Below are 26,134 nucleotides of genomic sequence, written 5' to 3' on the forward strand. Positions count from 1 at the left end.
AAGGGGAGCAAAGCTCCCAACAACTGCGCACCGCCTTTCGGCTAACCCGACCTACAACTTAAGCAGCCAGTTCAGCCGCTTTCTTGCCGATGATGGATTCGTCTTCTGCTTCCATGATGCCGAATTCCATCAACAATGCTTCCAACTCGTCCATGGTGATCGGGGTCGGGATAACGAACTTCTTGTTCTCCACGATCTTTCTCGCCAGTGCGCGATACTCGTCAGCCTGTTTGTGTGTAGGATCGTATTCGATCACGGTCATGCGGCGGATCTCGGCGTGCTGCACAGCGTTGTCGCGCGGGATGAAGTGGATCATCTGCGAACCCAGCTTGCCAGCCAGCGCCATGATGAGTTCATCTTCGCGGTCGGTGTTGCGGCTGTTGCAGATCAGGCCGGCCAGACGCACGCTGCCGGAGTTCGCATACTTCACGATGCCCTTGGCAATGTTGTTGGCTGCATACATCGCCATCATTTCGCCGGAGCAAACGATGTAGATCTCCTGCGCCTTGTTTTCGCGAATCGGCATGGCGAAACCGCCGCACACCACGTCACCCAGCACGTCGTAGAAAACGAAGTCGAGTGCCTCGTCATACGCGCCTTCTTCTTCGAGGAAGTTGATGGCGGTGATGACGCCGCGGCCGGCACAACCAACGCCGGGCTCTGGTCCACCGGATTCAACACACTTGATGCCGCCGAAACCAACCGACAACACGTCTTCCAGTTCCAGATCCTCGACGCTACCGGCTTCGGCAGCCAGTTCCATCACGGAGTTTTGTGCCTTCGAGTGCAGAATCAAACGAGTCGAGTCCGCCTTGGGATCGCAGCCGACGATCATTACTTTCTTGCCGGATTCGGCAAGAGCAGCTACCAGGTTCTGGGTGGTAGTCGATTTGCCGATACCGCCCTTCCCGTAAATTGCGCATTGACGCAGAGCCATGTTAGTCTCCTAAGAGTTTCAGAATTTAAATTGCGATTGAAAACTGTCGCTCGCACCCAGTACATCGCAAGCTCCGTGCCACGCCGCCACAGACATCCAACCTCATGAAATGCAAGAGAAAAATAAATCAACCCTACAAGCATTGGTGGATGTACAACACAACAAGACAGATGCCTTTGTAGGAGTAGCTACAAGCCGGAATCCGGTTTTGCCGCGCTCGGCGCGCCTGCCGATCAACCGCTGCAACCTGCCCGCCGACATCCTTGGCGGCCTCACCTTTCAACGTTCGCCCGTCGCGCTAGAACTCGACGGTGTCGCCCAATTCCACCGCGGACTTTTCAAACTGCTGGATCAGATCGACGACGCCACGGACCGCGCCGACGCCTTCACCATGCACATGAATGCTTCGTTCTATCTCGACGAACCGGAACAGGCGGGCTACACATCACAAGCGACGCACAAGCGGCAAAAGGCAGACTATTTGCGCATGGTGCGCGGCTGGAGCTTCGATGCGGATGGGCGGGAAGGGGCTGCCTTGAAGGGCTGGGTGGAATCGCGCTTCGGTCTGCTGCCGCGCCATCATGGAGGACATATACGCAACCTGTCAGGCGAAGCGTATCGGCATTACCTGGAAATGCGCGCCAGCGCGCTGTACGGCACCAACGCGCTGGAGTCGCAGTTCGACCTGCTCTACACCTATTGTCAGTACGAACTCGCGCGACAGCATCCCGGCGAGACCCATCTCACCCTGTATCGCGGCGTGAACCGCGTAGACGACTACGAGACATTATCCGCGCTGGATGAGAAAGGTCGCGTAGTGCTCTTTAATAGCCTGAGCTCATTCACTGCCAGCCGCGAACGCGCTGACGAGTTCGGCGACTACCTGCTCTCCGCGCAAGTGCCGCTTGCCAAAGTGTTTTGCTATACGAGATTGCTGCCGGGGATGTTGCAAGGGGAGGATGAATTTACGGTGATTGGCGGGTTGTATGAGGTTAATATTGCGGCATACTGAATTAAATTCAGACTCGCTTGCCCTTTCAGCGCTATCCAATAATACACATCAAACTTGGCGCCACCTTTCACGCAACGCATCACCACAGTTCGAAATATGAAAACTACTTAGCAGGAAGCCATATATGCGTAAGCGTTATATCAATGCACTTATTAACCAAGCCTGAGCGATCATGCTCGCTGGTACTTTGACTCGAATCAGGCCCCAGGTTATGCCACTTCGTGCCAACCTTTCCTTTTAAAGGCCCATCCAGTGTCGGCACGGGTTTCGCCCCATCACGAACATATCCCAACATCGCGCCGCTTGCCATCCATGCCGCGTATTCACCAGATGCAAATCGATACACGCCATTGTCCCGATAAGCTGTAACAGAAGCCGCACCATCGACAATCTTGCATTCGACGAACCATCCCCATCGGGTCGTATTGACCACAGAGTCATAGGCTGGCGGTCGGAAAACCATATCCGGCTTTTTGCCTATACGCCCATCAGCAGTTCGCTGGCTTGCCCCCCTTTCGACGGTTTCGAAATCCTGCAGCCACGATGCAAGGCGACGCCCCGATCTGCGTTCGTTCAATAGCGTCTGAAGTCTTTCAGTAATTTCCTCCTCCGATCCGCCAGAGAGTAAAAGTGGCTCAGTCCGCTTCAATTTGTCCCATGCCCATCGAATGGCACTCACAATAGCCTGCTTGTGGATAGCCACTATATCTGGCTCATGAAAAGGAACCGGCGGCACAACCGAAAGCGGGAAAGACCTACGAAAAGACGAATTCATGTCACTGACTGTCGCACCATCAGGTCCGTCGCAAGAAGCCGAGCCCGCGTCGGCGTCCACCACACGTAACGATCAAGCAAGCCAATCAGCCATGTCGTGGCAGTTGCTTTCACGATCACAAGTGACGCACCGCTTATCTCAGCCTCTATCAGGAAATCGCCGACAGGTGCTTCGATATCGCCCCAGCGTCCGTCAGTTGAAATGCAAACCTCCAACATTCGCCAGGGGGACCACTGGAGATCAGGGCGCTCCCGGACATTTGCGCTCAAATCAGATGCAGACAGCACGCTATTGAGCGAATCCTGTAGCACAGAAAGAAAATTGTCTCGCTCCATGGAAGATACCAGTCCCGCCGCCTTACGCTTCGAATTCGACGAAGGCAGTCCAGAGACCAGCGTATCGCGGATCGCATCACGATCGGGTGATGAAAGTTTGAACGTGTCGAATACAAAATCGTCGATCTCGTCTGCCAACTCCTGCGTCAATGTTGTTTTGATTTTCTTCGACAGCCTCAACAAACGTTCACGCTCTGCAATGCTTAGCTCCTCCAGAGGAACGATGGGTAGCAGACTCAAGCTTTCCTGATAAATTGCATCCCGCTCCACTCCGTATTGCCCATCCATCAAGAGTTCGCAAAAGATCATAACTGAAGACTGGAGCCAGAGTTGAATATAGCGTGATAGAAGGTCGGGTTCGGCTATACCCGCGAACGAAAGCCCATGATAGGACTCGTGAAAAGCGACATCAGCGCTTGCCCGACTCGTGCGTATTGCAAGCCGATCTGCTGGAATGCTTTTCGCTACAAGAAGAAGGGGGGCGCGATAAATTTCTGGATCACGTGGACTCAGCAGCTTTTTCAGACTGAAACGTGGAAGAGCATCGGCATCGATCACGAATCCGAGCCGCCCTGCAGTCTTGGTATCCGGCATACCCATCATGTGGATTGAGCTTTGCTGTTTCTCCTTACGAGCTTCCCCCCCCACTTGGTAACCGTTCTTGAACTGGAGCCCAAGCTGCTCAAAGTAAACCTGTAGCTCGATACCGGTTTGCCGCATAGAGCGGAGCACACGCACAGCCAAGCGATTCCCGCGAAAGCGCACCTTCAGCGCCCAAGGACACTCAAGCAACTCTTCCGCCGCCACCGTATATGAATCGAACCAGTCGATGCGGATACGGGCCTGCTTCGAGGCAAGCTCAGCATCCTGAGCGGGACTAATGAATTGAAAAACGTAGCTATCGAAATCGCTCAAGCTCGGCGACTCATTGGTCGCAAAAAGAACACACCATGGCGCACTGACCCCTGGCCACACCTTTGTCATTCTCAATGCAGAACCATTGAGAATACCCGTAACTCGAACCGCCTGAATCAAATCGTTTCTGGCATGCACAGCACGCTCTGACAGGCCGAATAACCAACGCGCATGCGTTACAAGCGCAATTCTCCCCCTCGGCTTTGACCACTCCATAGCTCGCCACACGAAAGGCAAGTCGATATTCGTATCCGGGAAATCGAATGTGGCAGCACGATCTTCGCCCAGTCGTTCTCGAACCACATCGCGAGAGCTGCTTACCCAAGCATTCTTTTCGTTTAGACCGCCAGATTTTGCCGTCCATGGCGGATTGCCAATAACGACGTCGAATTTGTGTCTGAAACGCTTATCTATTGGCCCCAAACTGCCATGTGGCACCTTGGAAAGGTCGAACAGAACAGACTCGCGTAATGCATCGAAGCGGAGTTCGTTCAACGGTCTCGGCTTCGGATCAAGCTCAAGTGCCGTAAGGTACAGCGCAAGCTCTGCAAGGCGTAGCGCCCTGCCATCGACATCGAATCCCACCAGTTGTCTGTTCAAGATGTCGCGAATTTTTCCGCGCTGAGGACGACGCCCGGTTTGCCGCCATTCACGCTCAACCAGCTTGCGTAGTGCAATGACTAGGAATACACCCGCACCAACAGCGGGATCGAGAATACGTGGCCGAACATTTTCAGGCAATCGCTCCAAGGACTGGGTAACAACGAAGTCAGCCAGATAAGAGGGGGTGTAATGAATGCTTTTTTCTGCCGCATCAGCAGCATCAATATTGTAGGCGAAGGCTTCATACACCTCGCTGAGCAGGCCAACTGGAATAAATGAAAAATCAATATCCTGCCAGTCGGTCGGTAAACGCAATTGGCCATGCTCAGTCGCTCCGTGCGCGATGTTCCCCAAGACGGAGGAATAAACCTTGGGATCAAAATCACGAGGAGAAACTTCAAATGGCAACAGTCCCCCATTGAATGTCTCATCCAGCCAGCGGAATGTGCGTATGGCCCTAGCCTTGGTATCAAGGCAATGTTCCCAAGTCTTGGCAGACTCGCAGACATCACCAGGCTCCAGACCAGTCAGCAGCTTGCGATCAACAAGGAAACGCCAGAACAACCCGCGCCCCACCAGTGAAAGGGCATCCATTTGCGAAAGCCCCAGTTCAGTTGCCGCCCTCGCCGAATTCTCCAATAGTTTTGTCAGATAGCGACGGCGAGCCACATCATCTTGGCCAGCACTTACATCATTCAGGAATCGCGGCAAAATACACTCACCGGAGTATGCTACTGCCTCCTCAACCGGATTTATCTTATTTCCTAAAATGTCTGCACGAAACACACGAAGCAGGCCGGGTTCTAACACGCCAATCCATGCACCGTCGCCTCGCAACGCTACTCTCCAGCACCAATGGCTGATTTGCTCTTGAGTAACTCCATCACGCCCATCAAACACATGTACACAGGGGCGATCATGACTCTCAACCACCATCGGAAGACGCCAAAATGGAGAGTCTGCTCGCAGATCGAGATAGTTCAGAACACGGGGCTGGTTGTCGGCTCGAATATCGATCAACTGCGAGCGAAGCGCCCCATACTGTATAAGCTCGTCGCCAAGAGATGTCATTTCATGCTGCATTCGCACGTCACTTGAGTTTCACCAGACTCTCCGCCAAGCTGGAAAAATATTGTTCCCATCGCCATTTTCCAAATTTTCCAATTTTGCATTATATGCCAACCAAGTTGGCGGAATCATTTGGCAATCAAGCCCCACTAGTGAGTGGCCTTGCAAACGCAGATTTACTGCCCATGACGTTTTCCTTCCCGTATCCAATTTATTCCCTGACAAAGTCACAGGAATTGACGTTCAGAATGACAGCTACATCGTAGAGAACGAACGTTCTGTTGTCAACCGGCAACTAGAGCTCTTTCATTGCCAACCGGCGATTCGGCATCGTAATTGTTTTACGCCCCAGCTCTCAAGGAGTAATCAACTTCACCTTTGGGCAATATGTCTGGTACCGCCGCGCGTCACGCGTCAGCAGCGGACACCCCAGCACCGCCGCATGCGCACCGATGAAGAAATCAGCCAACACATTATTGGCTTTGCCGCCCTGCTTGCGGTATTGCGCGAATGCTTTGCCCGCCAGGAATAAAGCGGGGCGCGGCAACTCCAGTAATGTTAGCCCTAGCTTTTCGATGGCGTCATCCAGGGCTTCCACTCTGGAGAACGTCAGTGACAGTTCCGCATAGATAATGGGATTGATAGTCAGCGGGTGAACTTTGGACTGGGCACGCAACTGGGCGATTGACCAGTCCGCCCATTCGGGATCGTCTTCCAGCACGTCGATCAGGACGTTGGTGTCGACGAGCAGCATTATTACTCGGCGCGCAGCAGTGCCATCAGGTCATCGGTGCGCCATTTGACATCGGCCTTGCCGCGGGCAGCATCGAAGCGGTCCGGCTTGCGGCTGGTGCGCGCGCCGACTTTGTGGATGACGACATCGCCATCCTGGTTGACGCCGAACTGCACCGAACAACCCGGCTCCATGTTGAGCGCATCCCGAATTTGCTTGGGAATGGTGACCTGGCCTTTGCTAGTCAGTGTTGTAGTCATGATGATCCCGATCGAAGTATTACCTGGGGCTTAATTGTAATACCGCAACATAATGTCCGGCAACAGTCTTGCAGGCTGAGGAAAAGTAGTTGATTATCAAAACAACTTGTTATCAAGGAAGCCACCATGCGCATCACCACCCTCGGTTGCAACGCCAGCATCACCGGCGAACTTCGCACCACCTGCTACCGGGTGGACGACGACATCCTGATCGATGCCGGTTCCGGTGCCGGCGATCTGAGCCTGGCGCAATCCGTCGCCATCGACACCGTATTCCTCACGCATTCGCATCTCGACCACTGTGCTTTCCTGCCCATGCTGGCGGATGCAGCAGGGAGTTTCCGCGATGCGCCGCTGACCGTATATGCGCTGCCGGAGACCATCGCCATCCTCAGGGAGCACATGTTCAACGGCCACTTATGGCCGGACTACACCGTGCAGCCTGTTCCGGAGCGTCCCTATATCCTTTTCACGCCGATACGGCCGGGCGAAACGGTAGAAATGGGTAGCAGGTTCATCACCGCGCTACCGGCACGCCATTCCGTTCCGTGTGTCGGCTACCGCGTCGATAACGGGCAAGCCAGCTGGGTATATAGCGCCGACACCGCCTTCTGTCCGGATTTCTGGCAGGCGCTGAACCACATCGACAATCTGAAATATCTGCTGATCGAAAACACGTTCCGCAACGACAATACCGTCGGTGCGCAGCGCTCCGGGCACACCACGGCCGATATTCTGGCGCGGGGACTGCGCCTGCTGGATCACCCGGTAGAGCTGTTCATCGTGCATATGGAAGCCGGATATGAGGAAATCACCATGCGCGAAGTACTGCAAAGTGCCGGGAATTTCAAACCGCAGATGCTGCAGCGCGGGCATGCTTTTGAGCTTTAGGGAATGGGAGCGCCGTTCGTTCCTTCGACAAGCTCAGGGCGAACGGGGATCAAGAGTCGGTACGAACGGTGTTTCGCGCCCTACCCCGGCACCCTTGTGCGACAACGTTTCCGGCTTTGTCGCATTTCCTCCAAACTCCGTCGGCCTGCAACCCGCGCCCATACTGGACGGACACTCTGGCCCGCTTCTTGCGAATGATTCACTTGTCATTCACAAGAAGGAGTCATCCCCATGAGCACCTCGTTCGAAAATATCTTCGCCGGCCTCTCCGATGGCAGCGTCGTCCCTTACCTTGGCCCCGGCGCACTCAACGGCGTAATCGACCCGGCCACGGGCAAAGCCATCCCCGCAGACAGCGACAGCCTGATCATTGCCATGAACAACGGCCAGCCGATGGCGCCCAAGCTGATGTTCGAGTTTCCGCGCGCCGCAATGAATGTGGAACTGAAGCGCGGCCGCTCGGCAGTCAATAAATTCCTCGATGCGACTTATCGCGATACGCAATGGAGCACTTCCGCATTGCATGTCTGGCTGGCGCAGCAAAAACTGCCCTACCTCATCGATGCCAACCGCGACACGCAATTGCAGAAACAATATGCCTCCACACCGCACACGCTGATCGTCGGCATTGCGCGCATGTCCGGCAAGGAATACCGCTTCCGGCTTTTCAAATACGACGGCACAGCTTATTCTGCCATCGAGCAGGAAGCGGTGGATACCAGCCTCCCCATTCTGTTCAAGCCGCTCGGAACGCCGCTGCCGGAATCGAACTACATCGCATCGGATGCCGATTTCGTTGATTACATCACCGAACTGATGGGCGGTTTCGCCATTCCGTCGTTCGTCAAACGCCTGCGCCAGAACAAACGCTATCTGCTGCTCGGCATGCGACTTAATCGGGACACGGACCGCATGGTGTTTTCAGATGTCATTTTTGGCGCGGATAAACCAGCAGGCTGGGCTCTCATTCCGCACCCGACCGACAAGGAGAAACGCTACCTGGGCAAGATGGGCATCGAAATCGTTAATGCAGACGTGACGGATTTCCTGACTGCCGCACAAAATTGGAACGGTAGCCTGGCAGCCGCATGAGCAAGCATCAAGCGGTATGGGATGACACTCGCCATACACTGGGTATGGAAGAGATGGATTCCACGCATCGTGAATTCATCGAACAAGTCGCGGCGCTTATCGCTGCAGGAAATGCAGAATTTCCGGCACTGTTCCAGGCGCTGGTCAATCACACCGCTGCGCATTTCAAGGCAGAAGGCGTATTGATGCGAGCCTCAAAATACCGCGGACTGCCTGAACACGAAGGGGAACACCACCGCGTGCTGGGCGAGTTGCAGCAACTTAACCGCAGCCTGAAACGCGGTCACTTGCCGCTGGTACGTGCTTATGTGAAGGAAGGTTTGCCGGAATGGTTCGATACGCATCTGGCGATGATGGATGGTGCGCTGGTGATGCATCTTAAAAAGGTTGGGGGTAAGTGTGAAGATTCCACTGGTCATCCCTCACCCTAACCCTCTCACAGTGGGAGAGGGGACTTGTTCGGCGTGCCCCCGGATCAGTCCTCAACCAGCAGATCGAGCTTTCTCGCCAGCCACTTGGTGGTGGTGGCCTGGATCAGGATGGTCATCAGGATCGCGATGAAAGTGACCGAGGCGATGATCTGCGCGCCGGGCGCTTTCATGCCGACCAGCATGCCGGCCAGCGCGCCGGGAATCACGCCGGTCTCGCGCGTCCAGCACATGAACAACATTTCCTTGAAGCTCCATTTGGCACGACGATCCGGCAATGCGCACAAGAACACGGTGACCGGACGCGCGACCAGCATGAAGATCACCACCACACCGATTCCCGCCCACAGGTATTGGTTGATCAGCCCGAAATCGACCTGCGTACCGAGCAGGATGAAGATGAACATGCGCATGATGAATGCGGTGGTCATCACAAAATCTTCGAGCTGGTGGCTTTCGCTTTCGCTGCGCTTGAAACCGAGCGAGTCCACATTGCCCATCATGATGCCAAACACGAACACCGCCATGAAACCGCTGGCTTGCAGGCCGTCCGCCCCCATGTAGGCACCGATCACCGCCATCAGGGTGACGGCCGGTGCGAACTCCTGCAGAAAGTTGTATTTCTCATGCGAGGTCAGCACTGCGGCCAGATAGCCGAGCACGGCGCCGATGACGACGCCGATCACGGATTGCTTGAGCAGGCCCGCCAACGCATCAGTTACGGAGAATGCGCCCGAGCCCATCGCCACACCGAGTACGGTGAAGGTGACAATCGCCCCCATCGCATCGTTGAAAGCCGATTCGCTCATCACGGTCTGCGCGACGCGCTCCTTGATCCTGATCTGCTTGAACACCGGCACCAGCGTCGCCGGATCGGTGGATGCCAGCGCGGAACCCAACAGCAAAGCGACGATGAACGGCACGCCGAGCAGGTAATACGCCGCCACGCCGGTGATGAATGCAGTGATCAATACGCCGACCGTGGCGATCACCAGCAGGGTGATCCAGACTTCTTTCAATACCGTGAGCTTGATCGACGCACCGCCGTCGAACAGGATGTAGCTGGAACCGAATATCAGGATGAGCTGGTTGACGGTCGAATCCGCCTTGATGTCCACAAAGCCCAGCACGCCGGGGCCGATCAGCATGCCGACCAGCAGGAAAACCACCACATCGGGAATCTTTACCAGACGGGCCAGCAGACCGGAGAACGTCCCGATGCCGAGGATGATGCCAAAAACGAGTAAGGTATGTTTCGCGAGTTCCAGAGCTGCGGAGGATTCCATCTCGTTCCCTGATCGGTTGCTTTAGTCTTCGTCGTCCTCCCCGGCAATGACACGACGAGGAACGGTAGCCGGATCGGCAGTGATAGCGCGGTAGATCTCGACCCGATCGCCGGGTTTGAGTACTGCATCCATCTCGGCAATTTTACCGAAGATACCGACCGCGCATGCGCTCAAATCGACATCCGGAAATTTCTTCAGGATGCCGGATTGTTCTATGGCACCCTGCACTGTCGTGTCGTCAGGCACCTCGATGCGCAGCCAGAGTTGCTGCGCGGGTTCGGAATAGGCCACGCCAATTTGCATAGTTCGTACTCCCTAATCTAGCCGTTCGCCCTGAGCTTGTCGAAGGGTGAGCGACAAATGATACGTAGCTTTATGCGTCGTTCATCCTTCGACAAGCTCAGGACGAACAGGATTTGTTCTAACTTGCAGCCGCTTCAGGCAATGCTGCAGACGCTGCGCGTGCGGCCCGTCGGCTTTCCAGAACGCGCCTCCCTGCCAGCAGGAATCCCAACACCATGAAGCCGCCTGGCGGCAGGATCATCAACAAGTAACCTTTGTAATGCGGAATCACCGTCGTTTCCAGAAATGCAAAGGCCGGGCCCAGCAACAGATGTGCATTGGCAAACAGCGTGCCCGCACCCAATACCTCGCGTATGCCGCCGATCAGCGTCAGCGCGAAGGTAAAGCCCAAGCCCATCATCAAGCCATCCATCGCCGCTTCACCGACACCCACCTTGGCGGCGAACGCTTCGGCGCGACCGAGCACGGCGCAATTCGCCACGATCAGCGCGATGTACAGTCCGAGCACTTTGTACAAGTCATGCGCCCATGCGTTGAGACTGACATCGACCAGCGTGACCAGAGTGGCAATCAATACGATGTACACCGGGATACGCACATCGGGGCTGATCAGGTCGCGTACCGCCGAGATGATCGCGTTCGAAGCCAGCAGCACCGCCGTGGTCGCCAGTCCCATGCCAAGACCGTTGGTGGCACTGCTGGTCACCGCCATGGTCGGGCACATGCCGAGTATCTGCGCAAAGACGATGTTGTTGTCCCATAGTCCGTCCCGCGCGATGCGTCCGTAATTTCCGCTCATTTCACTGCTCCTTCCGCCGCTGCCTCATCAAGCAATGCCGCCCGATTCTGTTCGAAGAATTCCAGTCCCTGCTTCACTGCCTTGACCACGCCGCGCGGGGTGATGGTCGCTCCCGCGAACTGGTCAAACACGCCCCCGTCTTTCTTCACTGCCCATTTTTCTGCCACGGGTTCGCCCAGCCACTTGCCTTCGAACGAATGTATCCAGTCGCTCTTGGCGGGATCGATCTTGTCGCCCAGGCCCGGTGTCTCCGCGTGCTTGATGACGCGCACACCGAGTATCTTGCCCTCGCGAGACACGCCCATCACGCACACCAGTGCTCCTGCATAGCCGTGTCCGATCATGCGATACACCACGGCTTCAACCTTGCCTTCATGGCGTGCGCGGTACACCAGCACATCTCCGTCCTTGCCGGGCAAGGTGACGGTATCTTTCAACAGATCGTTATCGTAAGTACCCGGCAATACTTGTGTCAGCGACTGCTTGAGGTCCGCCGCTTCAGCTGCCTTGATATCGACTTCGGTGACATGCGATGCCAGCGCCAACGCTGCGCTGGTCAACAACGCCACTGCACCCAGCAGCAGGCCCTGATAAAACAATTTTCCGCGTATTTGTTCGAGGCTCATCTCATGATCCTTTGTTCGCGGTCAACGACACACCCTTGCGGTCGCGGCCATAGATGCGCGGTTTGACGTAGTAATCGATCAGCGGTGTCGCCGCGTTCATCAGCATCACCGCGAAAGCCACGCCTTCCGGATAACCGCCCCAGGTGCGGATAATCCAGGTCAGCAGCCCGCATCCCAGCCCGAAGATGAATTGCCCGGTCGCGGTGTTGGGCGAAGTCACCGGGTCGGTGACGATGAAGAACGCACCCAGCATCAGGCCGCCCGAGAGCAAGTGATACATCGGTCCGGCGTAATGATTGGCATTGATGGCATTAAAGACCAGCGCGGGCACGGCCACACCTAGCAGCATCGCAACAGGCGCATGCCAGGTGATGATGCGACGCGCGATGAGGAACAAGCCGCCGAGCAGTATCAACAATGCCGCCGTCTCGCCCAGACTGCCGGCACGGCTACCCCACAGTGCATCGAGCGGCGCGTAGTAACCGGCCAAAGCCTGATCCAGTCCGACGCCGCGCGTAAATTCGGTCTTCACATGACCGAGCAGGGAAGCGCTGGCCATGCCATCCAGCGGCTGACTCAGGAATGTGATGTGCAAACTTTCCAGCCAACCGGGTGCATGTGCCGAACCCAATGGTGCGGGCGCAACCCAGGTGGTCATCTCCAGCGGGAACGAAATGAGCAGCATCACGCGTGCTGCCATCGCCGGATTGAACGGGTTCTGGCCCAGTCCGCCGAACACCTGTTTGCTGATGATGACTGCAAACAGACTACCCAACGCGGCAACCCACCAGGGCGCAAACGGCGGCAGAGAAATCGCCAACAGCCATGCCGTCAATATTCCGGAACCGTCCATCAGCACCGGGCGCACGGCACGTCCCTGCAAACTGACAGTAAAGGCTTCGCCGACGATGGCGGCAATAAGAGACACCGCCCACAGGTTGATGGCGGGCCAGCCGTATAGCCAGAAACCGAACAGCGTAGCCGGCGTCAGCGCGAGCAGCACTGTGCCCATCACTTTGCCGATGCTGACGGGTGCGTGTGCGTGCGGGGAATGTGCAATGGGGTTCATGCGGTCTCCGTTGCAGCCTTGGCTGCGGCTTCTTTTGCGGCGCGTTCTTTTGCTTCGCGCGCGGCTTTGCGTTTCGCTGCCGCTTCGGCACGCTCGCGGGCGATGCGGGCGATACGCTCGTTGCGGGCGTCTGCCAGCTTCTTGGTGGCTTCCTGTTTCAGCTTCACGCGTTCCTGTTCCATCAATTCGCCCTTGGCGAAGTTGAAGTAGTGCACCAGCGGAATATGCGACGGGCAAACGAATGAACAGCAGCCGCAGGCAATACAGTCCTTCAACCCCAGCGCAACGGAGCCGGTCGAATCACCGGCGCGGATATGTGCAGCCATGTCCAGCGGCAGCAGCCCGACAGGGCATGCGCGCACGCAACTGGAACAGCGGATGCACGGGGCCGGCTGGACGCTGCCTATCTCGCCGGAGGTCAGCGCCAGCACACCGCTGCTGCCCTTTACGATAGGCACGGCAGCCGTTGCCAGTTCGATTCCCATCATCGGCCCGCCCAGCACCATGCGCGCCGGCTTGCCGGCAAAACCGCCACAGAACTGGAATAGTGTTTCGACCAGCGTTCCGATCGGCACTTCCAGATTGCCCGGTTCGACCACCGAACCGCCGCTCACCGTCACCAGCCGCGACACCAGGGGGCGACCGAAACGCACGGCATCGCGTACGGCAAAGGCCGTCGCGACGTTGTGCACCAGTACGCCGATGTCGGCAGTGCGTCCGTCTGCAGGCACTTCACGTCCTGTCAGCGCACGGATCATTTGCTTGTCCCATCCCATCGGGTACATCGCCGGAACGGCGATCACCCGGACTTCGGTGCCGTTTGCCGCAGCCTGCATGGCGGCAAGTGCCGCCGGTTTGTTCTCTTCGATGCCGACCATGATTTCGGTCGCACCCACTGCGTGCCGGATGAGGCGAACGCCCTCGACAATTTCGGCCGCCCGTTCGCGCATGAGCCGGTCATCGCAAGTGATATAGGGCTCGCACTCGCCGCCGTTGATGATGAGCGTGCGCACATTATTCTTGCGCGAGAGATTCAGTTTTACCGCAGAGGGAAAAGTCGCACCGCCCATGCCGACGATGCCCGCAGCGGCGACGCGTGCAGCAATCTCGTCCGGTGTCAGTGCAAATGGATCGGATACGATCTCCGTCTCTAGCCAGCGGTCTTCGCCGTCCGCTTCTATTGTTATCGTCGGCGCAGTCAGCCCGGACGGATGTGCCGCGGGGAAATCACCGATGGCGAGGATGCGCCCGGAAGTAGGCGCATGCACAGGAGCGGAAATGACGCCCTGGCCGGCGCCGATGAGTTGCCCCTTCAGCACCTTGTCGCCCACATTGACCAGAGGCTGTGCGGGCGCACCCACGTGTTGTAGCAGGGGCACGTACAGGCGCTTCGGCATGGGCAGAACGCGGATCGAACGATCCGCCGCCAATTCCTTGCAGCTTTCCGGATGCACCCCGCCACGTAATCGAAAGAGTTTCATAAAGCACCCTCATTAAAATGGAGCGGAATGCAACATGCAGTGAGCCGGATGCTTTGCAGCAGCCCTCGCAAGGAGGAGGCCGGTGGGTACCCCGTTGCTGCACAACGACCCTCCCGCACTCGCTGACGTTCACATCCCCACACGTGGGGCCCCTGCTCTCTGCTCATGCTGCACTCCTCACGCACTAACTGTCTGCATCGGTTGAATGACCGGCTTGTGCCAGTACCAGGCGTGCAGTGTCACCGGGATCGGCTGCAGTTTGATCGACTCGGTCGGGCAGACTTCCTCGCACTTGCCGCAGGCAGTGCACGCCTCGCGGAATACCGAATGCATCTGTTGTGCCGCACCCATGATTGCATCGGTGGGACATACCTTGAAGCAACGCGTGCAGCCGATGCATATTTCTTCCTTCACTTCGGCGATCATCGGCACGTTGTCTTTTACGTCGGAGAGATTGGCTTCGACACCGAGCTTCAATGCCAACGCCTGCACCACGGCACGGCCGCCGGGCGGGCACAGCGTGATGGGTGCGCTGCGGTCGGCCAAAGCTTGCGCAGCGCCCGCGCATCCGGGAAAGCCGCATTGGCCGCACTGCGAACCGGGCAGTATGGCCTGTATCTCTTCTATCAGCGGATTGCCTTCAACCTCGAGACGGCGTGCGGCATAGCCGAGGAAAAGTCCCATGGCTGAACCGAGGATAGTCAGGCTGACGACAGCGACGAACATTTTTTTCTCCTGATAATTTCCAGGTAGGGTGGGCACGTTTTTGTGCCCACCTTACATTTCTAAACAAGGCCGGCAAAGCCCATGAAGGCCAATGCCAGCAAACTTGCAGTAATGAATCCGATCGGTGCACCGATGAACGCACCCGGTACTTGCGCCAGCGCCAGGCGTTCGCGCAGACCAGCGAACAGCAACAGCACCAGGGTAAAACCGGCAGCCGAGCCGAAGCCGTAAAGCAAGCTGTTCGCAAAGGGCAGCTTCTCCTGCGTGGTCAGCAGCGGGATGCCCAGTACGGCGCAATTGGTAGTGATCAGCGGCAGGTAGATGCCCAGCACCTGGTACAGCGCAGGATTGGTTTTGCGTACCACCATCTCGGTGAACTGCACCACGACCGCGATGACCAGGATGTAAACCAGGATGCGCAGGTACACCATACCCAACGGCACCAGCAGCCAGTGTTCCAGCATCCAGCAGGATGCGGAAGCCATGGTCATCACGAAGGTCGTGGCCAGACCCATGCTGACTGCGGTATCGGTTTTCTTGGAGATGCCCATGAACGGACACAGCCCCAGGAATTTCACCAGCACCACGTTGTTCACCAGCACGGTGCTGAGCAGTAATAAAAGGTATTCGCGCATATCGATCTCCTGTGCTCCTTAGTGCAAGCGGCGTGCCAGAACGGACGGCAGAAAGGGAGCCGCACAAAATCAGGCGTTTGCTGCCGGAACGCACCAGACCAGTGCGGAAAACCTTTGTCGTTGTCGGGTCGGGCCGTGCGCCGATGTAGCAAACACGACAACCTGCCTGCCATTGACCGCATTGAGCCGGAACGGAAAATCAACGGCACAGATATTGCTGAACATGTCTCATACGCATGAATTGGGAACATCATGGCCAAGCCACCCGTACCGCACGAACCTAAACCGCAGGCATCCGCAGAAGAGCGCGGCAGCAACGTGCCAACGCATCTTTTCCGGCAGGCGGTGGAGCAAGCCGCGCTGGCGATCTCCATCACCGATGCGCGCGCCAACATCCTGTATGCGAACGCCGCTTTCCAGCGCATCACGGGCTACGGACAGCAAGAAGTCATCGGGCACAACGAATCCATTTTGTCGTACCACGTCACCCCCAAGCTGGTCTATGAATCCTTGTGGGCGCAGATACAAAGGCAGCGTCCGTGGAACGGCCTGCTGGTCAACAAGCGCAAGGACGGCAACCGCTACCTGGCGGACGTCACCATCACCCCGGTGGTGGGAGAAGAAGGCCTCACCACGCATTACCTCGGCATGCACCGCGACGTCACCGAAGTGCACCGGCTGGAACGCCAGGTGCAGAACCAGAAGACGCTGATCGAATCGGTGGTGGATGCGGCACAGGTTGCCATCGTGCTGCTCGACGAACAGGAGCGCGTGCTGCTGGACAATCAGGAATACAAGAAGCTGATCGGCGACCTCGGCAAGGAACCTGCGGTGAGGCTGCTTGCCGCGCTGCGCGCCCAAATGGGCGAGGTATTCACCAAAGCATATGACAAGCATCGCAACATCGCCGCGCGCGAGGTCTTCATCGAAAATCCCAACCGCCCGGCACGCTGGTTCTCCTGCGCGATATCGTGGTTCGAGGAACACGATGTCGGTGCGGATGCTTTCTACGACCCGCAGCGCCGCCACTACCTGCTGCTCACCATCCAGGACATCAGCGAACTCAAGCGCCAGCAGGAAGCGCTGCGCATCAACAGCCTGCGCGCTCTGTTGTCGGAACAGGAACGCATACAGGGTTTGCGCGAAACGCTGGCAGGCGCGGTGTACCAGCTGGAAGGTCCGCTCAACATGCTGAGTGCCGCCGCCAACATGATGGGAAGACGGCGCGAAACCGGCAGCGACCTGCCTGCCGCCGGTGCAATTGAAGAAGCGATCCAGAAAAGCCGCGAGGTGCTGGAGACGTTGCGCGCCTGCATCCCGGATCAGGGCAAGGAGGCCATGCAGCCGGTCAATCTGAACGAAGTGCTGGCCGATGTGCTCAAACTCACCACAGCCAGCCTGCTCGGTGCGGGCATCGTGGTGGAATGGGCGCCCTCGACCGAATCGTCGGTGGTGTCCGGGAATCCGGCGCAACTGACCAACCTGTTCAAGCAACTCGTTGCGAATGCCATCGAAGCGGTCAACGAGCGGCGCGGCGGGCAGCGTGAGTTGCGTCTTTCCTGCACATCCCGCCCCGATCATGTCGAAGTGTTCGTCGAAGATAGCGGACCGGGTATCGCCGATGACTTGCGCTTCAAGGTATTCCAGCCGTTCTTCACCACCAAGGGGGCCGCAAAACAGCATCTTGGTCTCGGCCTGGCCATGGCCCAGGAAGTCGTGAGCCGTCACGGCGGCACCATCGATATCGATCCGGAATATCACGCCGGTTGCCGCGTGCGCGTGCAACTGCCTTTCGCGACGGGAATGAATCATGCCCAATGATCGTATTGAAAGAAGGGCCGGACACGAAGTCGACCTGCTGCGTTCCGAACTGGACACGCTGTACCAGGTAAGCAAGGTATTGTCGCGTTCGCTCAACCTCAAGGAAACGCTCGACGGCGTGCTGCATGCGTTGCACGAGGGTGTGGCACTGGAACGCGGCATGGTCAGTCTTATCGACGCGGCCAGCGGCGAACTGCAGGTGTCGCTGGTATATGGCGTTTCGGACGCCGTCACCGAGGAAGTCAGTTATCAGCCCGGCGAAGGCGTAGTCGGCACCATCCTGAAGACCGGCAGCAGTATCGTGGTCGAATCTATCATGGATGAGCCGCGCTTCCTGAGCCGCATGGGCATCTATGATCCGCGAGGCGCTTTCGTCGGCGTACCCATCCGCGTCGGCCAGAAAGTGATCGGCGTGCTGGCGGCTCAGCCCGCGCCCAGCATCAACAGACAACTCGGCGAATACCAGCACTTTCTGGAAATGGTCGGCAATCTGATCGGCCAGAGCGTGCGCCTGTCGCAGGAAGTGGCGCAGGAAAAAAAGGAGATCGTCGAAGAACGGGATGTGCTGCGCCGCACCGTGCGCGGCCAGTACGGCTTCGACAACATCATCGGCCACACCCAGCCGATGCGCCGCATCTTCGAGCAAGTGCGGCTGGTGGCGAAGTGGAACACCACGGTGCTGATACGCGGCGAGACCGGTACCGGCAAGGAGTTGATCGCCAACGCCATCCATTACAACTCGCCGCGCGCGCGCGGAAGCTTCGTCAAGCTCAACTGCGCAGCCTTGCCGGAGACCTTGCTGGAATCCGAATTGTTCGGCCACGAGAAAGGGGCGTTCACAGGAGCCGTGGCGCAACGCAAGGGGCGCTTCGAGCAAGCTGAAGGCGGCACAGTGTTCCTCGACGAGATTGGCGAGATCTCCGCCTCTTTCCAGGCCAAGCTGCTGCGCGTGCTGCAGGAAGGCGAACTGGAACGCGTCGGCGGCACAAAAACCATCAAAGTGGATGTGCGCGTGGTTGCCGCCACGCACCGCGACCTGGAAGCGGAAGTGGAAAAAGGCCGCTTCCGTGAAGACTTGTATTACCGCCTTAACGTCATGCCGCTGTACTTGCCGCCGTTGCGCGACCGCATGGAAGACATCCCCGAGATCGCACGATTCCTGGTGGAGAAGGTCAGTACGCAACAGGGCAGACAGCTCAACTTGACCGATGCCGCACTGCGCATACTCATGCACCATGACTGGCCCGGCAATGTGCGCGAACTGGAAAACTGTCTGGAACGCGCTTCGGTGATGACCGAAGGCAACACGATAGACCGCGATGCCATCCTGCTCACCGGCATCGACGAAAAAATATCGGCAAGCCGCGGCGCAATCCAGGATCTCGATCTCGACGACCCCAATCTCGACGAACGCGAAAAAGTCATCGCCGCGCTGGAACAGGCCGGCTGGGTGCAAGCCAAGGCCGCGCGCCTGCTCGACATGACACCGCGCCAGATTGCGTACCGCATCCAGACGCTGAACATCAAGGTGCGGCAGATTTAAAACGATCCGTTCGTACTGAGCCTGATGGAACTACTGGTGAATCAACTAGCCATCTGACTAAGGCAGCAAGCTGCCAAGTCATCGGTTATAGCCATTCGACTAAGCCCGCAAGCGGGCAAGTCGCTGGTTATGTCGAAGTGTGAACGCCCTTCGACAGGCTCAGGGCGAACGTCTATTAAATGAAACCAATCCATCCTGAATACTGTGAAAACCCGCCCGGCATCAGGCAGGCATGCAATTTGCTGCCTGATGCATAAGGTTGAAAAAACAACAATCCAACCGACAATGACGGGACAAATGCTTCCCGTTGTTTCATTTACTCCAAAATAATCGGGACACACATGGCAATCAAAGACATCAAAGGCTTCTCCGACAAGGCTAAATCCGAACCGGAATTGAAAACAAAACTCATCGCCTGCCAGAAAGTGCGCGAACTGCTCGCGCTGGCACAGGAGCATGGCTTCAACTTCATCGAAGACGAGATGTATCCTCCCAACGAACCGCAATTCACCGCCGACCAGCTTTCCGAGCGGCTTGCCAAAGCGCTGTTGCGGGCCTGAGCGGAATGAGTATCACGAGCAAAGAGAACCGGGGAACGTCCCGGTTCTTTGTCACCTATACCGGAATCAGATTACCGTTCAAACTGGTCAATGAATTACAAACCAGCGAAGTGGAAAACCGCAACACGTTCTTTCGCGGCTATTTCGACGCGCAGGACAGACTCACCGGATTCGACAAACTCGCTTACGGCGAGATCGAACTCGTGCACCGCTACTCTTACCACGAGAACGGCAAGCTGAGCGCGGCCGAAATCACCGACATCGACGGTGAGACGACGCTGCTGATCTTCGACGCAGAAGGCAACCCCGCTTGAGCGCTTTCAATCCCTGCAAAGGCAAGACCGCGTGCCGCGACGATGGCAAACAATGCCTGACCTGCGGCCGCAGTTTCGCCGAGATAGAGCAGACCAGAAACCTGATCGACGCGCTGGCGGAATTTGCATGTAAACAGGATTACGACAATGTCGGCGAGTTTGCCGCGTATGTCGCGGACAAGGTGGAGAAGAAAGTCAGGCATCGGCGCGAAGCAAAGTGATTTTGCTGCGATACATGGGATCCAACGCCGATTCTGAAAGACGCTGAGATTCAGGCTGAATGATCTGCTGAGCTGAATTGAATTAAATCGTAGTCGTCCGGATTCATCTGACCGGCGTTGTCCGTTGTTCGGAATTGCTGACTGGCCAACTTCGCTGCCAGCCAAAGCATGAGTCAAAATGGCGTAAGGAGTTTCCGTATATGCAAACTCGACATCAAGAACTCAAGCAACTTCACCCGAGCAATGCCGTAGTTATTTCTTTTTCCGAGGTTGTTTGCTCCCTGGTTGCACATCGACCAACCCGAGCGCTTTCGTCGCCTTCAGCACCCGATCAAAGTCCGACTCGATTTTCTGAGTCCGGTTGAATTCCGCATATTCGGCCAGCGCCTTCTGGTCGGCCTGCGTCTTGCTGATGTTGCCTTTGTGGGTCAGCACCTCGTACTCATTGAAACTCAGGAATTTGTCCACGCTGGCCGCCATGTCGGCCATGCTCATCTGCACGCGGTTTTCGATGATGTTTTCGATGTAGTCGAAGAAACTGGAAATGGTGCGCTCCAGCCGCTTGATCTCCGGTTCGGAGAGATAATTCTTGGCGATGGTGACATCCGAGGCCAGAACGCGACCGTGCGGAGCATTTTTCCAGGTGAGCAGGCCGGCATGCAGCGCGGTGTGGTCTGTTTTACTGTGGATGATCTCGGCGGCAGTTTGGCCCGTGATGGCATAGTGAAATTTGTTCTGCACCATGGCGTAGAAGGTCTGCGTAACGTCGGACTGGGGATCGTAGTCCACACTGCATTCGGCAAAGATGTCTGTAATCTGCTGGTAGATGCGACGCTCGCTGGCACGGATCGAACGGACCCGCTCCAGCAACTCCAGGAAGTAGTCCTCGCCGAACACCTGCTTGCCTTGCTTCAGGCGTTCGTCGTCCAGCACAAAGCCCTTGCGGATATATTCCTTCAGAATCTGAGTGGCCCAGATGCGGAATTGGGTGGCGCGCCTGGAGCTGACGCGGTAACCAACAGCAATGATAGCATCGAGGCTGTAGTGCTTAAGGGTGCGCCGGACGGCTCGCCCGCCTTCGTTTTGAACTACCGAGAAATCCTCGGCAGTTGCCTTTTCCACCAATTCGCCCTCGGCGTAGATGTTCCTGAGGTGCAGGCCGATGTTGTCCGGAATGGTCTGGAACAGCTCAGCCATGAGGCGCTGGGGCAGCCACAGGGTTTCGGCATGGATGAGCACGCGGACATGGACTTTCTCGTCATCGCCAGCGTAAAGAAGGAACGGTGCTTCAGTGCCTTCGATGCCTTGCATTTCCAAAGGCTTATCTTTGTTGGTCATTGAGTTACCCCTTTAGTAAATGCACTCGCAATCACGGCGCTAATCCAAGTAAACCTTGCCAGGCCGCAAGTCGAGTTGGCTCAAGCATGGCGGTGGCCAGGGCTTTGTGCACTTCGTAATTGGGTTCACTCTCAACCAAGCCGTCCCGATAGTCTGTCAGCCACGCCTGAAGTTCGGCGAGATTATGAGGGCCGCGCCCGCGCTTTTTGCGATCCACTGCTTCCTTTTGCTTCTTCCAATGCTCTGCCTTGAACTCGCGAGTCCAACGTGTTTCGAGGTTGAGCAATTTGTTGAGGGTGTTTAGCTTCGTTTTCTGACTGTTGAACCATGCGACCAAGGGGTAACCATCAAGATTGAAGTGGGCATTCTACCGGAGGATTCTTTCGATTTAACGGGTTTGAGCGAATCGCCAGGATGAAACATACTGGATCCATACCTATCAGCTACATAATCTGAGATCCGTCCTTTTGGTTTATTTACTCTGACGGCACCCCATTGTCTGCAAATTCCAGTGCGTCATCCAGTGCATTCATAAACTCATGGATCTTGATGGGCTTTGTGAGGTAACGAAAGAATCCGGCCTCCAGTCCCTTATCAATATCGCTGGGCATTGCATTGGCACTCAGGGCAATGATGGGAATATGCATCGTGATCGGGTCTGAACGCAGGATTTTCAGGGCTTCGAAGCCGTTGATGCCGGGCAGGTTGATATCCATCAGGATCACATCCGGCAGACGGGCACGAGCAAGCGCTATACCGAGATTGCCATCGCGCGCGCTCAACATGCTTACATGTGGATGGTTCTCAATGATTTGCTCGACCAGCATAAGATTGGCCGGATTATCTTCCACATAGAGCAGGGTGTGCTGTGCCGCAGATTCAGGAACCTTCGGTGCAAGTTCCGCGGGATGTGTGTTTTTAAAGGCAAACTCCGCGGCTGGTGTATTTTCGGCTGCGGATTGCGGCACGGCATCGCGGACCAGTTCGATCCAGAATTCGCTGCCGACTCCAAGGGTGCTTTCCACGCCAATCGTCCCTCCCATCAGCTCGACCAGCTGTTTGGTGACCACCAGGCCGATGCCCGTTCCTTCCTCGACACCGTGTTCTTGCCCAAGACGATTGAACGGCTGAAACAACTGCTCCATTTTTTCGGGAGGCAATCCGATACCGCTGTCCTTGATGCCGATGCGTATGCGTTCCGGGGTACTTTCGGCGCACTCCACCACGACCGTTCCCCATTCGCGGTTATATTTGATCGCATTGGAAAGCAGGTTGATGATGATCTGCTTCAACCGTGTCTGATCGGCACGGACAAAGTAAGGCACATCGAACCGGGGAAAGGTCAATTGGATATTGCGCTGCTGCGCCTGCGGCTCGATCATGGCTTTGCATTCGAGGATGATATCGATTAGCGACACCGGTTCCCGCGACAGCGATAGCTTGCCGGATTCGATCAGGGCGAGATCGAGGATTTCATTGATCAACTCAAGCAGATACCATCCCGCTTTGATAATTTGCTGCAACCTGACCAGCTGGGCGGAGGTTGGCGGCGGCGAGCTGCTCTCCAGCAGCTGGGCGAAGCCGAGCATGGCATTAAGCGGCGTGCGCAGTTCATGGCTCATGCTGGAAAGAAAATCGGATTTGGCGAGGTTGGCTTTTTCCGCGACAGATTTGGCATTTTCCAGTTCCCGATCCAGGCGTTTGCGTTCGGTAACGTCGCGCGCGGCGGCGAACACGCCCTGCAGCCTCCTGTCACGGTCGTAGAAGGTGGTCGCATTGTAGGACACCACCGTTTCCTTGCCGTCCCTGGCGCTCGCGGTGAGTTCGTAGTTGGTGACCTTCTTTTCGTTCAGTACCTGCTTGATGGCCGCCTCGGCTCGTTCCGGATCGGTAAAGTAGTTCTTGAACGGCGCGCCGATCAACTCGTCGCGCGTGCAACCGGTAAGCGCCTCCATCTGCTTGTTGACGTCGGAAATGATGCCGTGCGGATCGGTGGTAATGATCGCGTCAATATTGGATTCGATCAGCGAGCGTGTATAGAACTGCTGGTCGCGCAGACGCTGATCGAGCTTCTTCTGCTCTTCTTCGATCTGCTTGCGCGCGGTATTGTCGGTACCGATCAGCAGGTAGCCGATGATGGAATTTTCATCGTCGCGCAGCGCGGTGACCGATACAACAGCCGGGAAGCGGCTGCCGTCTTTGCGGATATAGGTCAATTCGTAAATGTCTTCGATGCCGCGCGAGGCCTTGAACACCAGCGCCTCGAAACCCGGTGCAATCTGGGTTCCGAGTTCTGCGCTGAGTGTCTTGGCACGCGCGATCACTTCTTTCGGATCGGAAATGTCTGCCGGGGTGATCTTGTTCATCACCTCGATCGCCGCATATCCCAGCATGCGTTCCGCGCCGACGTTAAAAATCTGGATCACACCCTTCGCATCGGTGGCGATGCTCGAAAAATTGGCGCTGTCGAAAATCGCTTTCTGCAAAGCACCCGCCTTGAGCAGCGCCTCTTCCGCCTGTTTGCGTGCGGTGTTGTCGGTGCCAATCAGCAGGTAGCCTATGATGGAGTTTTCATCATCGCGTAGCGCGGTGACCGATACGACCGCCGGGAAGCGGCTGGCGTCCTTGCGGATATAGGTCAACTCGTAAATATCTTCGATGCCGCGCGAGGCCTTGAATACGAGGGCCTCGAAGCCCGGCGCAATCGGGGTTCCGAGTTCTTCGCTTAGCGTCTTGGCCCGCACGATCACTTCCTTCGGATCGGAAATATCGGCCGGAGTGATCTTGTTCATTACGTCGGCAGCCGCATAGCCCAGCATGCGTTCTGCACCGACGTTGAAGATCTGTATCACGCCCTTCGCATCGGTGGCGATGCTCGAAAAATTGGCGCTGTCGAAAATCGCGCGCTGCAAAGCCCCCGCCTTGAACAATTCTTCTTCGGCCTGTTTTCGTTCGTTGATGTTATTCATCACGATACGCAGCACAGGTACCCCTTTGTCCTGCGAGGCAGTGGCGGACAGTTGCACCCAGATTTGCGCGCCGTTGTTCACCATCCGCAGCTCGCATTTCTGCGGCTCACCGGTCTTGCTGAGCTTTTTGTGCAGCAGGTAATAAATATCTGCGTCTTCCTTGAAGATAAAACGGGAGATCGACTGCTTGACCAGCTCGCTCCGTGGCAGGCCAAGCAGGGTGGAGGTAGTGAGGTTGGCCTCCAGAATCTGCCCCTGCTCGCTGACGGTGCAATAGCTCACGGGTGCAAAATCATACAGGTCGACATAGCGCTCCTGCGAGATGTGCAGTGCCTCTTGCGAGGTGCGAAGCTCCTCGTTCTGCAGTTCCAGTTCGACCTGTTGCGCTTCCAGGGTTTGCTGCACTTCATATTCCCCGGTGACATCGCGGAACACCAGCACTGCGCCGATTACCCGGCCATCCCGGTCGCGAATAGGTGCGCAACTGTCTGCGATAGCGCACTCGTTGCCACCGCGCGCGATCAGCAAGGTGTGGTTGGCCAGGCCCTGTATCGTGCCATGAGCCAGGGTTTCCATTATCGGGATCGCGGCAGGTTGACGGGTTCCCTGGTTGATGATGTAAAAAATTTCGCCCACCGGGCGCCCGTTTGCCTCTGTCTGCGTCCAACCGGTGAGCTGCGCGGCAAGGGGATTCATCAGTGTCACTCGCCCTTCCGCATCGGTGGCGATCACCGCATCGCCGATGGAGTTGAGCGTAACAGCAAGTCTTTCCTCGCTGACCTGCAAGGTAGTGTTGGTCAACTGCAGTTGTTTATTCGTCTCTTCCTGAATTTCGAGCAAATGCAGGCGCTCCGCTTCGACCTGCTTGCGTGCGCTATTGTCGGTGCCGATCAACAGGTAGCCGATGATTCCATCGTTGGCATCGCGCAGCGCGGTGACCGACACGACGGCCGGGAAACGGCTGCCGTCTTTGCGGATATAGGTTAGCTCGTAGATATCTTCGATGCCCCGCGATGCCTTGAATACCAATGCCTCGAAACCCGGTGTGATCTGTACCCCGAGTTCGGCGCTCAAAGCCTGGGCGCGCAAGATGACTTCATGAGGATCGGAAATATCGGCCGGGGTGATTTTGTTCAGGACATCGGCAGCCAGGTAACCCAGCATGTGTTCTGCACCGACATTGAATATCTGAATCACTCCCTTCTCGTCGGTGGCGATCCTCGAAAAGTTGGCGCTGTTGAGTATCGCGTTCTGCAAAGCGCCGGTTTTGAGCAGGGTCTTCTGGCGCTTTAGCTCGGTGATGCTCTCCGTCGCGCCGTCGGGATTGAGGGTAATGGGGGGAGCGGTTGACTTGGACATGGATACCTCGGTTAAAGTGCGGATGTCTGGCTGAT

25 protein-coding genes are annotated in these 26,134 nt (G+C 56.8%); 9 read left to right on the forward strand and 16 right to left on the reverse strand.

Annotated elements, in window-relative coordinates; all coding sequences use genetic code 11:
• Positions 1–58: 58 nt before the first annotated feature.
• Positions 59–937: a nitrogenase iron protein gene (gene nifH / locus QOY30_RS12815; protein WP_283745011.1), complete on the reverse strand. Its 879-nt coding sequence runs from the start codon at positions 935–937 to the stop codon at positions 59–61.
• Between the two features lie 109 nt (positions 938–1,046).
• Between nifH and QOY30_RS12820 the strand changes: the two genes are divergently transcribed.
• Complete coding sequence (locus QOY30_RS12820) at positions 1,047–1,949, forward strand: NAD(+)--dinitrogen-reductase ADP-D-ribosyltransferase (RefSeq protein WP_283745012.1); 903 nt, start codon at positions 1,047–1,049, stop codon at positions 1,947–1,949.
• Positions 1,950–2,052: 103 nt separating this feature from the next.
• Here QOY30_RS12820 and QOY30_RS12825 read toward each other — a convergent pair whose 3' ends face one another.
• The 4 genes from QOY30_RS12825 to QOY30_RS12840 all read right to left on the reverse strand — a co-directional run bounded on the left by QOY30_RS12825 (position 2,053) and on the right by QOY30_RS12840 (position 6,638).
• Positions 2,053–2,652: a hypothetical protein gene (locus tag QOY30_RS12825; RefSeq protein ID WP_283745013.1), complete on the reverse strand. Its 600-nt coding sequence runs from the start codon at positions 2,650–2,652 to the stop codon at positions 2,053–2,055.
• 68 nt (positions 2,653–2,720) lie between these two features.
• The gene (locus QOY30_RS12830; protein ID WP_283745014.1) at positions 2,721–5,660 is read right to left on the reverse strand and encodes an HsdM family class I SAM-dependent methyltransferase; all 2,940 of its coding nucleotides are present in this window, start codon (positions 5,658–5,660) and stop codon (positions 2,721–2,723) included.
• A 340-nt stretch (positions 5,661–6,000) separates the two neighbouring features.
• Positions 6,001–6,399, reverse strand: a complete 399-nt coding sequence (locus QOY30_RS12835; protein ID WP_283745015.1) for a type II toxin-antitoxin system VapC family toxin — start codon at positions 6,397–6,399, stop codon at positions 6,001–6,003.
• Positions 6,400–6,401: 2 nt separating this feature from the next.
• Complete coding sequence (locus tag QOY30_RS12840; protein ID WP_283745016.1) at positions 6,402–6,638, reverse strand: AbrB/MazE/SpoVT family DNA-binding domain-containing protein; 237 nt, start codon at positions 6,636–6,638, stop codon at positions 6,402–6,404.
• Between the two features lie 126 nt (positions 6,639–6,764).
• Here QOY30_RS12840 and QOY30_RS12845 point away from each other — a divergent pair, with 126 nt between their 5' ends.
• From QOY30_RS12845 to QOY30_RS12855, 3 genes are all read left to right on the forward strand, one after another.
• The gene (locus QOY30_RS12845; RefSeq protein ID WP_283745017.1) at positions 6,765–7,529 is read left to right on the forward strand and encodes a 3',5'-cyclic-nucleotide phosphodiesterase; all 765 of its coding nucleotides are present in this window, start codon (positions 6,765–6,767) and stop codon (positions 7,527–7,529) included.
• Positions 7,530–7,760: 231 nt separating this feature from the next.
• A complete protein-coding gene (locus tag QOY30_RS12850) occupies positions 7,761–8,621 on the forward strand; it encodes an SIR2 family protein (protein ID WP_283745018.1) in 861 nt (286 codons plus the stop codon).
• Positions 8,618–9,052 carry a bacteriohemerythrin gene (locus QOY30_RS12855; RefSeq protein ID WP_283745019.1) on the forward strand — a complete coding sequence of 145 codons (435 nt, stop codon included), beginning with the start codon at positions 8,618–8,620 and terminating at the stop codon, positions 9,050–9,052. The genes QOY30_RS12850 and QOY30_RS12855 overlap by 4 nt, the downstream gene beginning before the upstream one ends.
• A 44-nt stretch (positions 9,053–9,096) precedes the next feature.
• Here QOY30_RS12855 and QOY30_RS12860 read toward each other — a convergent pair whose 3' ends face one another.
• The 8 genes from QOY30_RS12860 to rsxA form a co-directional block, all read right to left on the reverse strand.
• Positions 9,097–10,335: a cation:proton antiporter gene (locus QOY30_RS12860; protein WP_283745020.1), complete on the reverse strand. Its 1,239-nt coding sequence runs from the start codon at positions 10,333–10,335 to the stop codon at positions 9,097–9,099.
• Positions 10,336–10,356: 21 nt separating this feature from the next.
• Positions 10,357–10,638: an RnfH family protein gene (locus tag QOY30_RS12865; RefSeq protein ID WP_283745021.1), complete on the reverse strand. Its 282-nt coding sequence runs from the start codon at positions 10,636–10,638 to the stop codon at positions 10,357–10,359.
• A gap of 118 nt (positions 10,639–10,756) precedes the next feature.
• Positions 10,757–11,437, reverse strand: coding sequence for an electron transport complex subunit E (locus QOY30_RS12870; RefSeq protein ID WP_283745022.1), 681 nt, complete (start codon positions 11,435–11,437; stop codon positions 10,757–10,759).
• Positions 11,434–12,063 (reverse strand): electron transport complex subunit RsxG, encoded by a 630-nt coding sequence (gene rsxG / locus QOY30_RS12875; protein WP_283745023.1) that lies wholly within the window; start codon positions 12,061–12,063, stop codon positions 11,434–11,436. Before rsxG ends, QOY30_RS12870 begins: the two co-directional genes overlap by 4 nt.
• Position 12,064: 1 nt before the next feature.
• A complete protein-coding gene (locus QOY30_RS12880) occupies positions 12,065–13,132 on the reverse strand; it encodes an RnfABCDGE type electron transport complex subunit D (protein ID WP_283745024.1) in 1,068 nt (355 codons plus the stop codon).
• On the reverse strand, positions 13,129–14,613 hold the full coding sequence (gene rsxC / locus QOY30_RS12885) for an electron transport complex subunit RsxC (protein ID WP_283745025.1): 1,485 nt from the start codon (positions 14,611–14,613) through the stop codon (positions 13,129–13,131). Before rsxC ends, QOY30_RS12880 begins: the two co-directional genes overlap by 4 nt.
• Positions 14,614–14,790: 177 nt before the next feature.
• Positions 14,791–15,339, reverse strand: a complete 549-nt coding sequence (locus QOY30_RS12890; protein ID WP_283745026.1) for an RnfABCDGE type electron transport complex subunit B — start codon at positions 15,337–15,339, stop codon at positions 14,791–14,793.
• Between the two features lie 59 nt (positions 15,340–15,398).
• Positions 15,399–15,974 carry an electron transport complex subunit RsxA gene (gene rsxA / locus QOY30_RS12895; protein WP_283745027.1) on the reverse strand — a complete coding sequence of 192 codons (576 nt, stop codon included), beginning with the start codon at positions 15,972–15,974 and terminating at the stop codon, positions 15,399–15,401.
• Between the two features lie 252 nt (positions 15,975–16,226).
• On the opposite strand from rsxA, the gene nifL reads away from it, so the two are divergent.
• The 5 genes from nifL (at position 16,227) to QOY30_RS12920 (ending at position 20,433) form a co-directional block, all read left to right on the forward strand.
• Positions 16,227–17,795 (forward strand): nitrogen fixation negative regulator NifL, encoded by a 1,569-nt coding sequence (gene nifL, locus QOY30_RS12900; RefSeq protein WP_283745028.1) that lies wholly within the window; start codon positions 16,227–16,229, stop codon positions 17,793–17,795.
• Positions 17,785–19,338, forward strand: coding sequence for a nif-specific transcriptional activator NifA (gene nifA / locus QOY30_RS12905; RefSeq protein ID WP_283745029.1), 1,554 nt, complete (start codon positions 17,785–17,787; stop codon positions 19,336–19,338). The genes nifL and nifA overlap by 11 nt, the downstream gene beginning before the upstream one ends.
• A gap of 341 nt (positions 19,339–19,679) precedes the next feature.
• On the forward strand, positions 19,680–19,898 hold the full coding sequence (locus QOY30_RS12910; RefSeq protein ID WP_283745030.1) for a Nif11-like leader peptide family natural product precursor: 219 nt from the start codon (positions 19,680–19,682) through the stop codon (positions 19,896–19,898).
• 5 nt (positions 19,899–19,903) lie between these two features.
• Positions 19,904–20,212, forward strand: a complete 309-nt coding sequence (locus QOY30_RS12915) for a DUF6156 family protein (protein ID WP_283745031.1) — start codon at positions 19,904–19,906, stop codon at positions 20,210–20,212.
• Positions 20,209–20,433 carry a hypothetical protein gene (locus QOY30_RS12920; protein WP_283745032.1) on the forward strand — a complete coding sequence of 75 codons (225 nt, stop codon included), beginning with the start codon at positions 20,209–20,211 and terminating at the stop codon, positions 20,431–20,433. The genes QOY30_RS12915 and QOY30_RS12920 overlap by 4 nt, the downstream gene beginning before the upstream one ends.
• A 252-nt stretch (positions 20,434–20,685) precedes the next feature.
• On the opposite strand, the gene QOY30_RS12925 is transcribed toward QOY30_RS12920, so the two are convergent.
• The 3 genes from QOY30_RS12925 to QOY30_RS12935 form a co-directional block, all read right to left on the reverse strand.
• Complete coding sequence (locus QOY30_RS12925) at positions 20,686–21,771, reverse strand: virulence RhuM family protein (RefSeq protein WP_283745033.1); 1,086 nt, start codon at positions 21,769–21,771, stop codon at positions 20,686–20,688.
• Between the two features lie 31 nt (positions 21,772–21,802).
• Positions 21,803–22,108 (reverse strand): hypothetical protein, encoded by a 306-nt coding sequence (locus tag QOY30_RS12930; RefSeq protein ID WP_283745034.1) that lies wholly within the window; start codon positions 22,106–22,108, stop codon positions 21,803–21,805.
• 139 nt (positions 22,109–22,247) lie between these two features.
• The gene (locus QOY30_RS12935; protein ID WP_283745035.1) at positions 22,248–26,099 is read right to left on the reverse strand and encodes a PAS domain S-box protein; all 3,852 of its coding nucleotides are present in this window, start codon (positions 26,097–26,099) and stop codon (positions 22,248–22,250) included.
• Between the last annotated feature and the right edge of the window lie 35 nt (positions 26,100–26,134).

This window comes from Sideroxydans sp. CL21, assembly GCF_902459525.1.
Classification (GTDB): Bacteria; Pseudomonadota; Gammaproteobacteria; order Burkholderiales; family Gallionellaceae; genus Sideroxyarcus.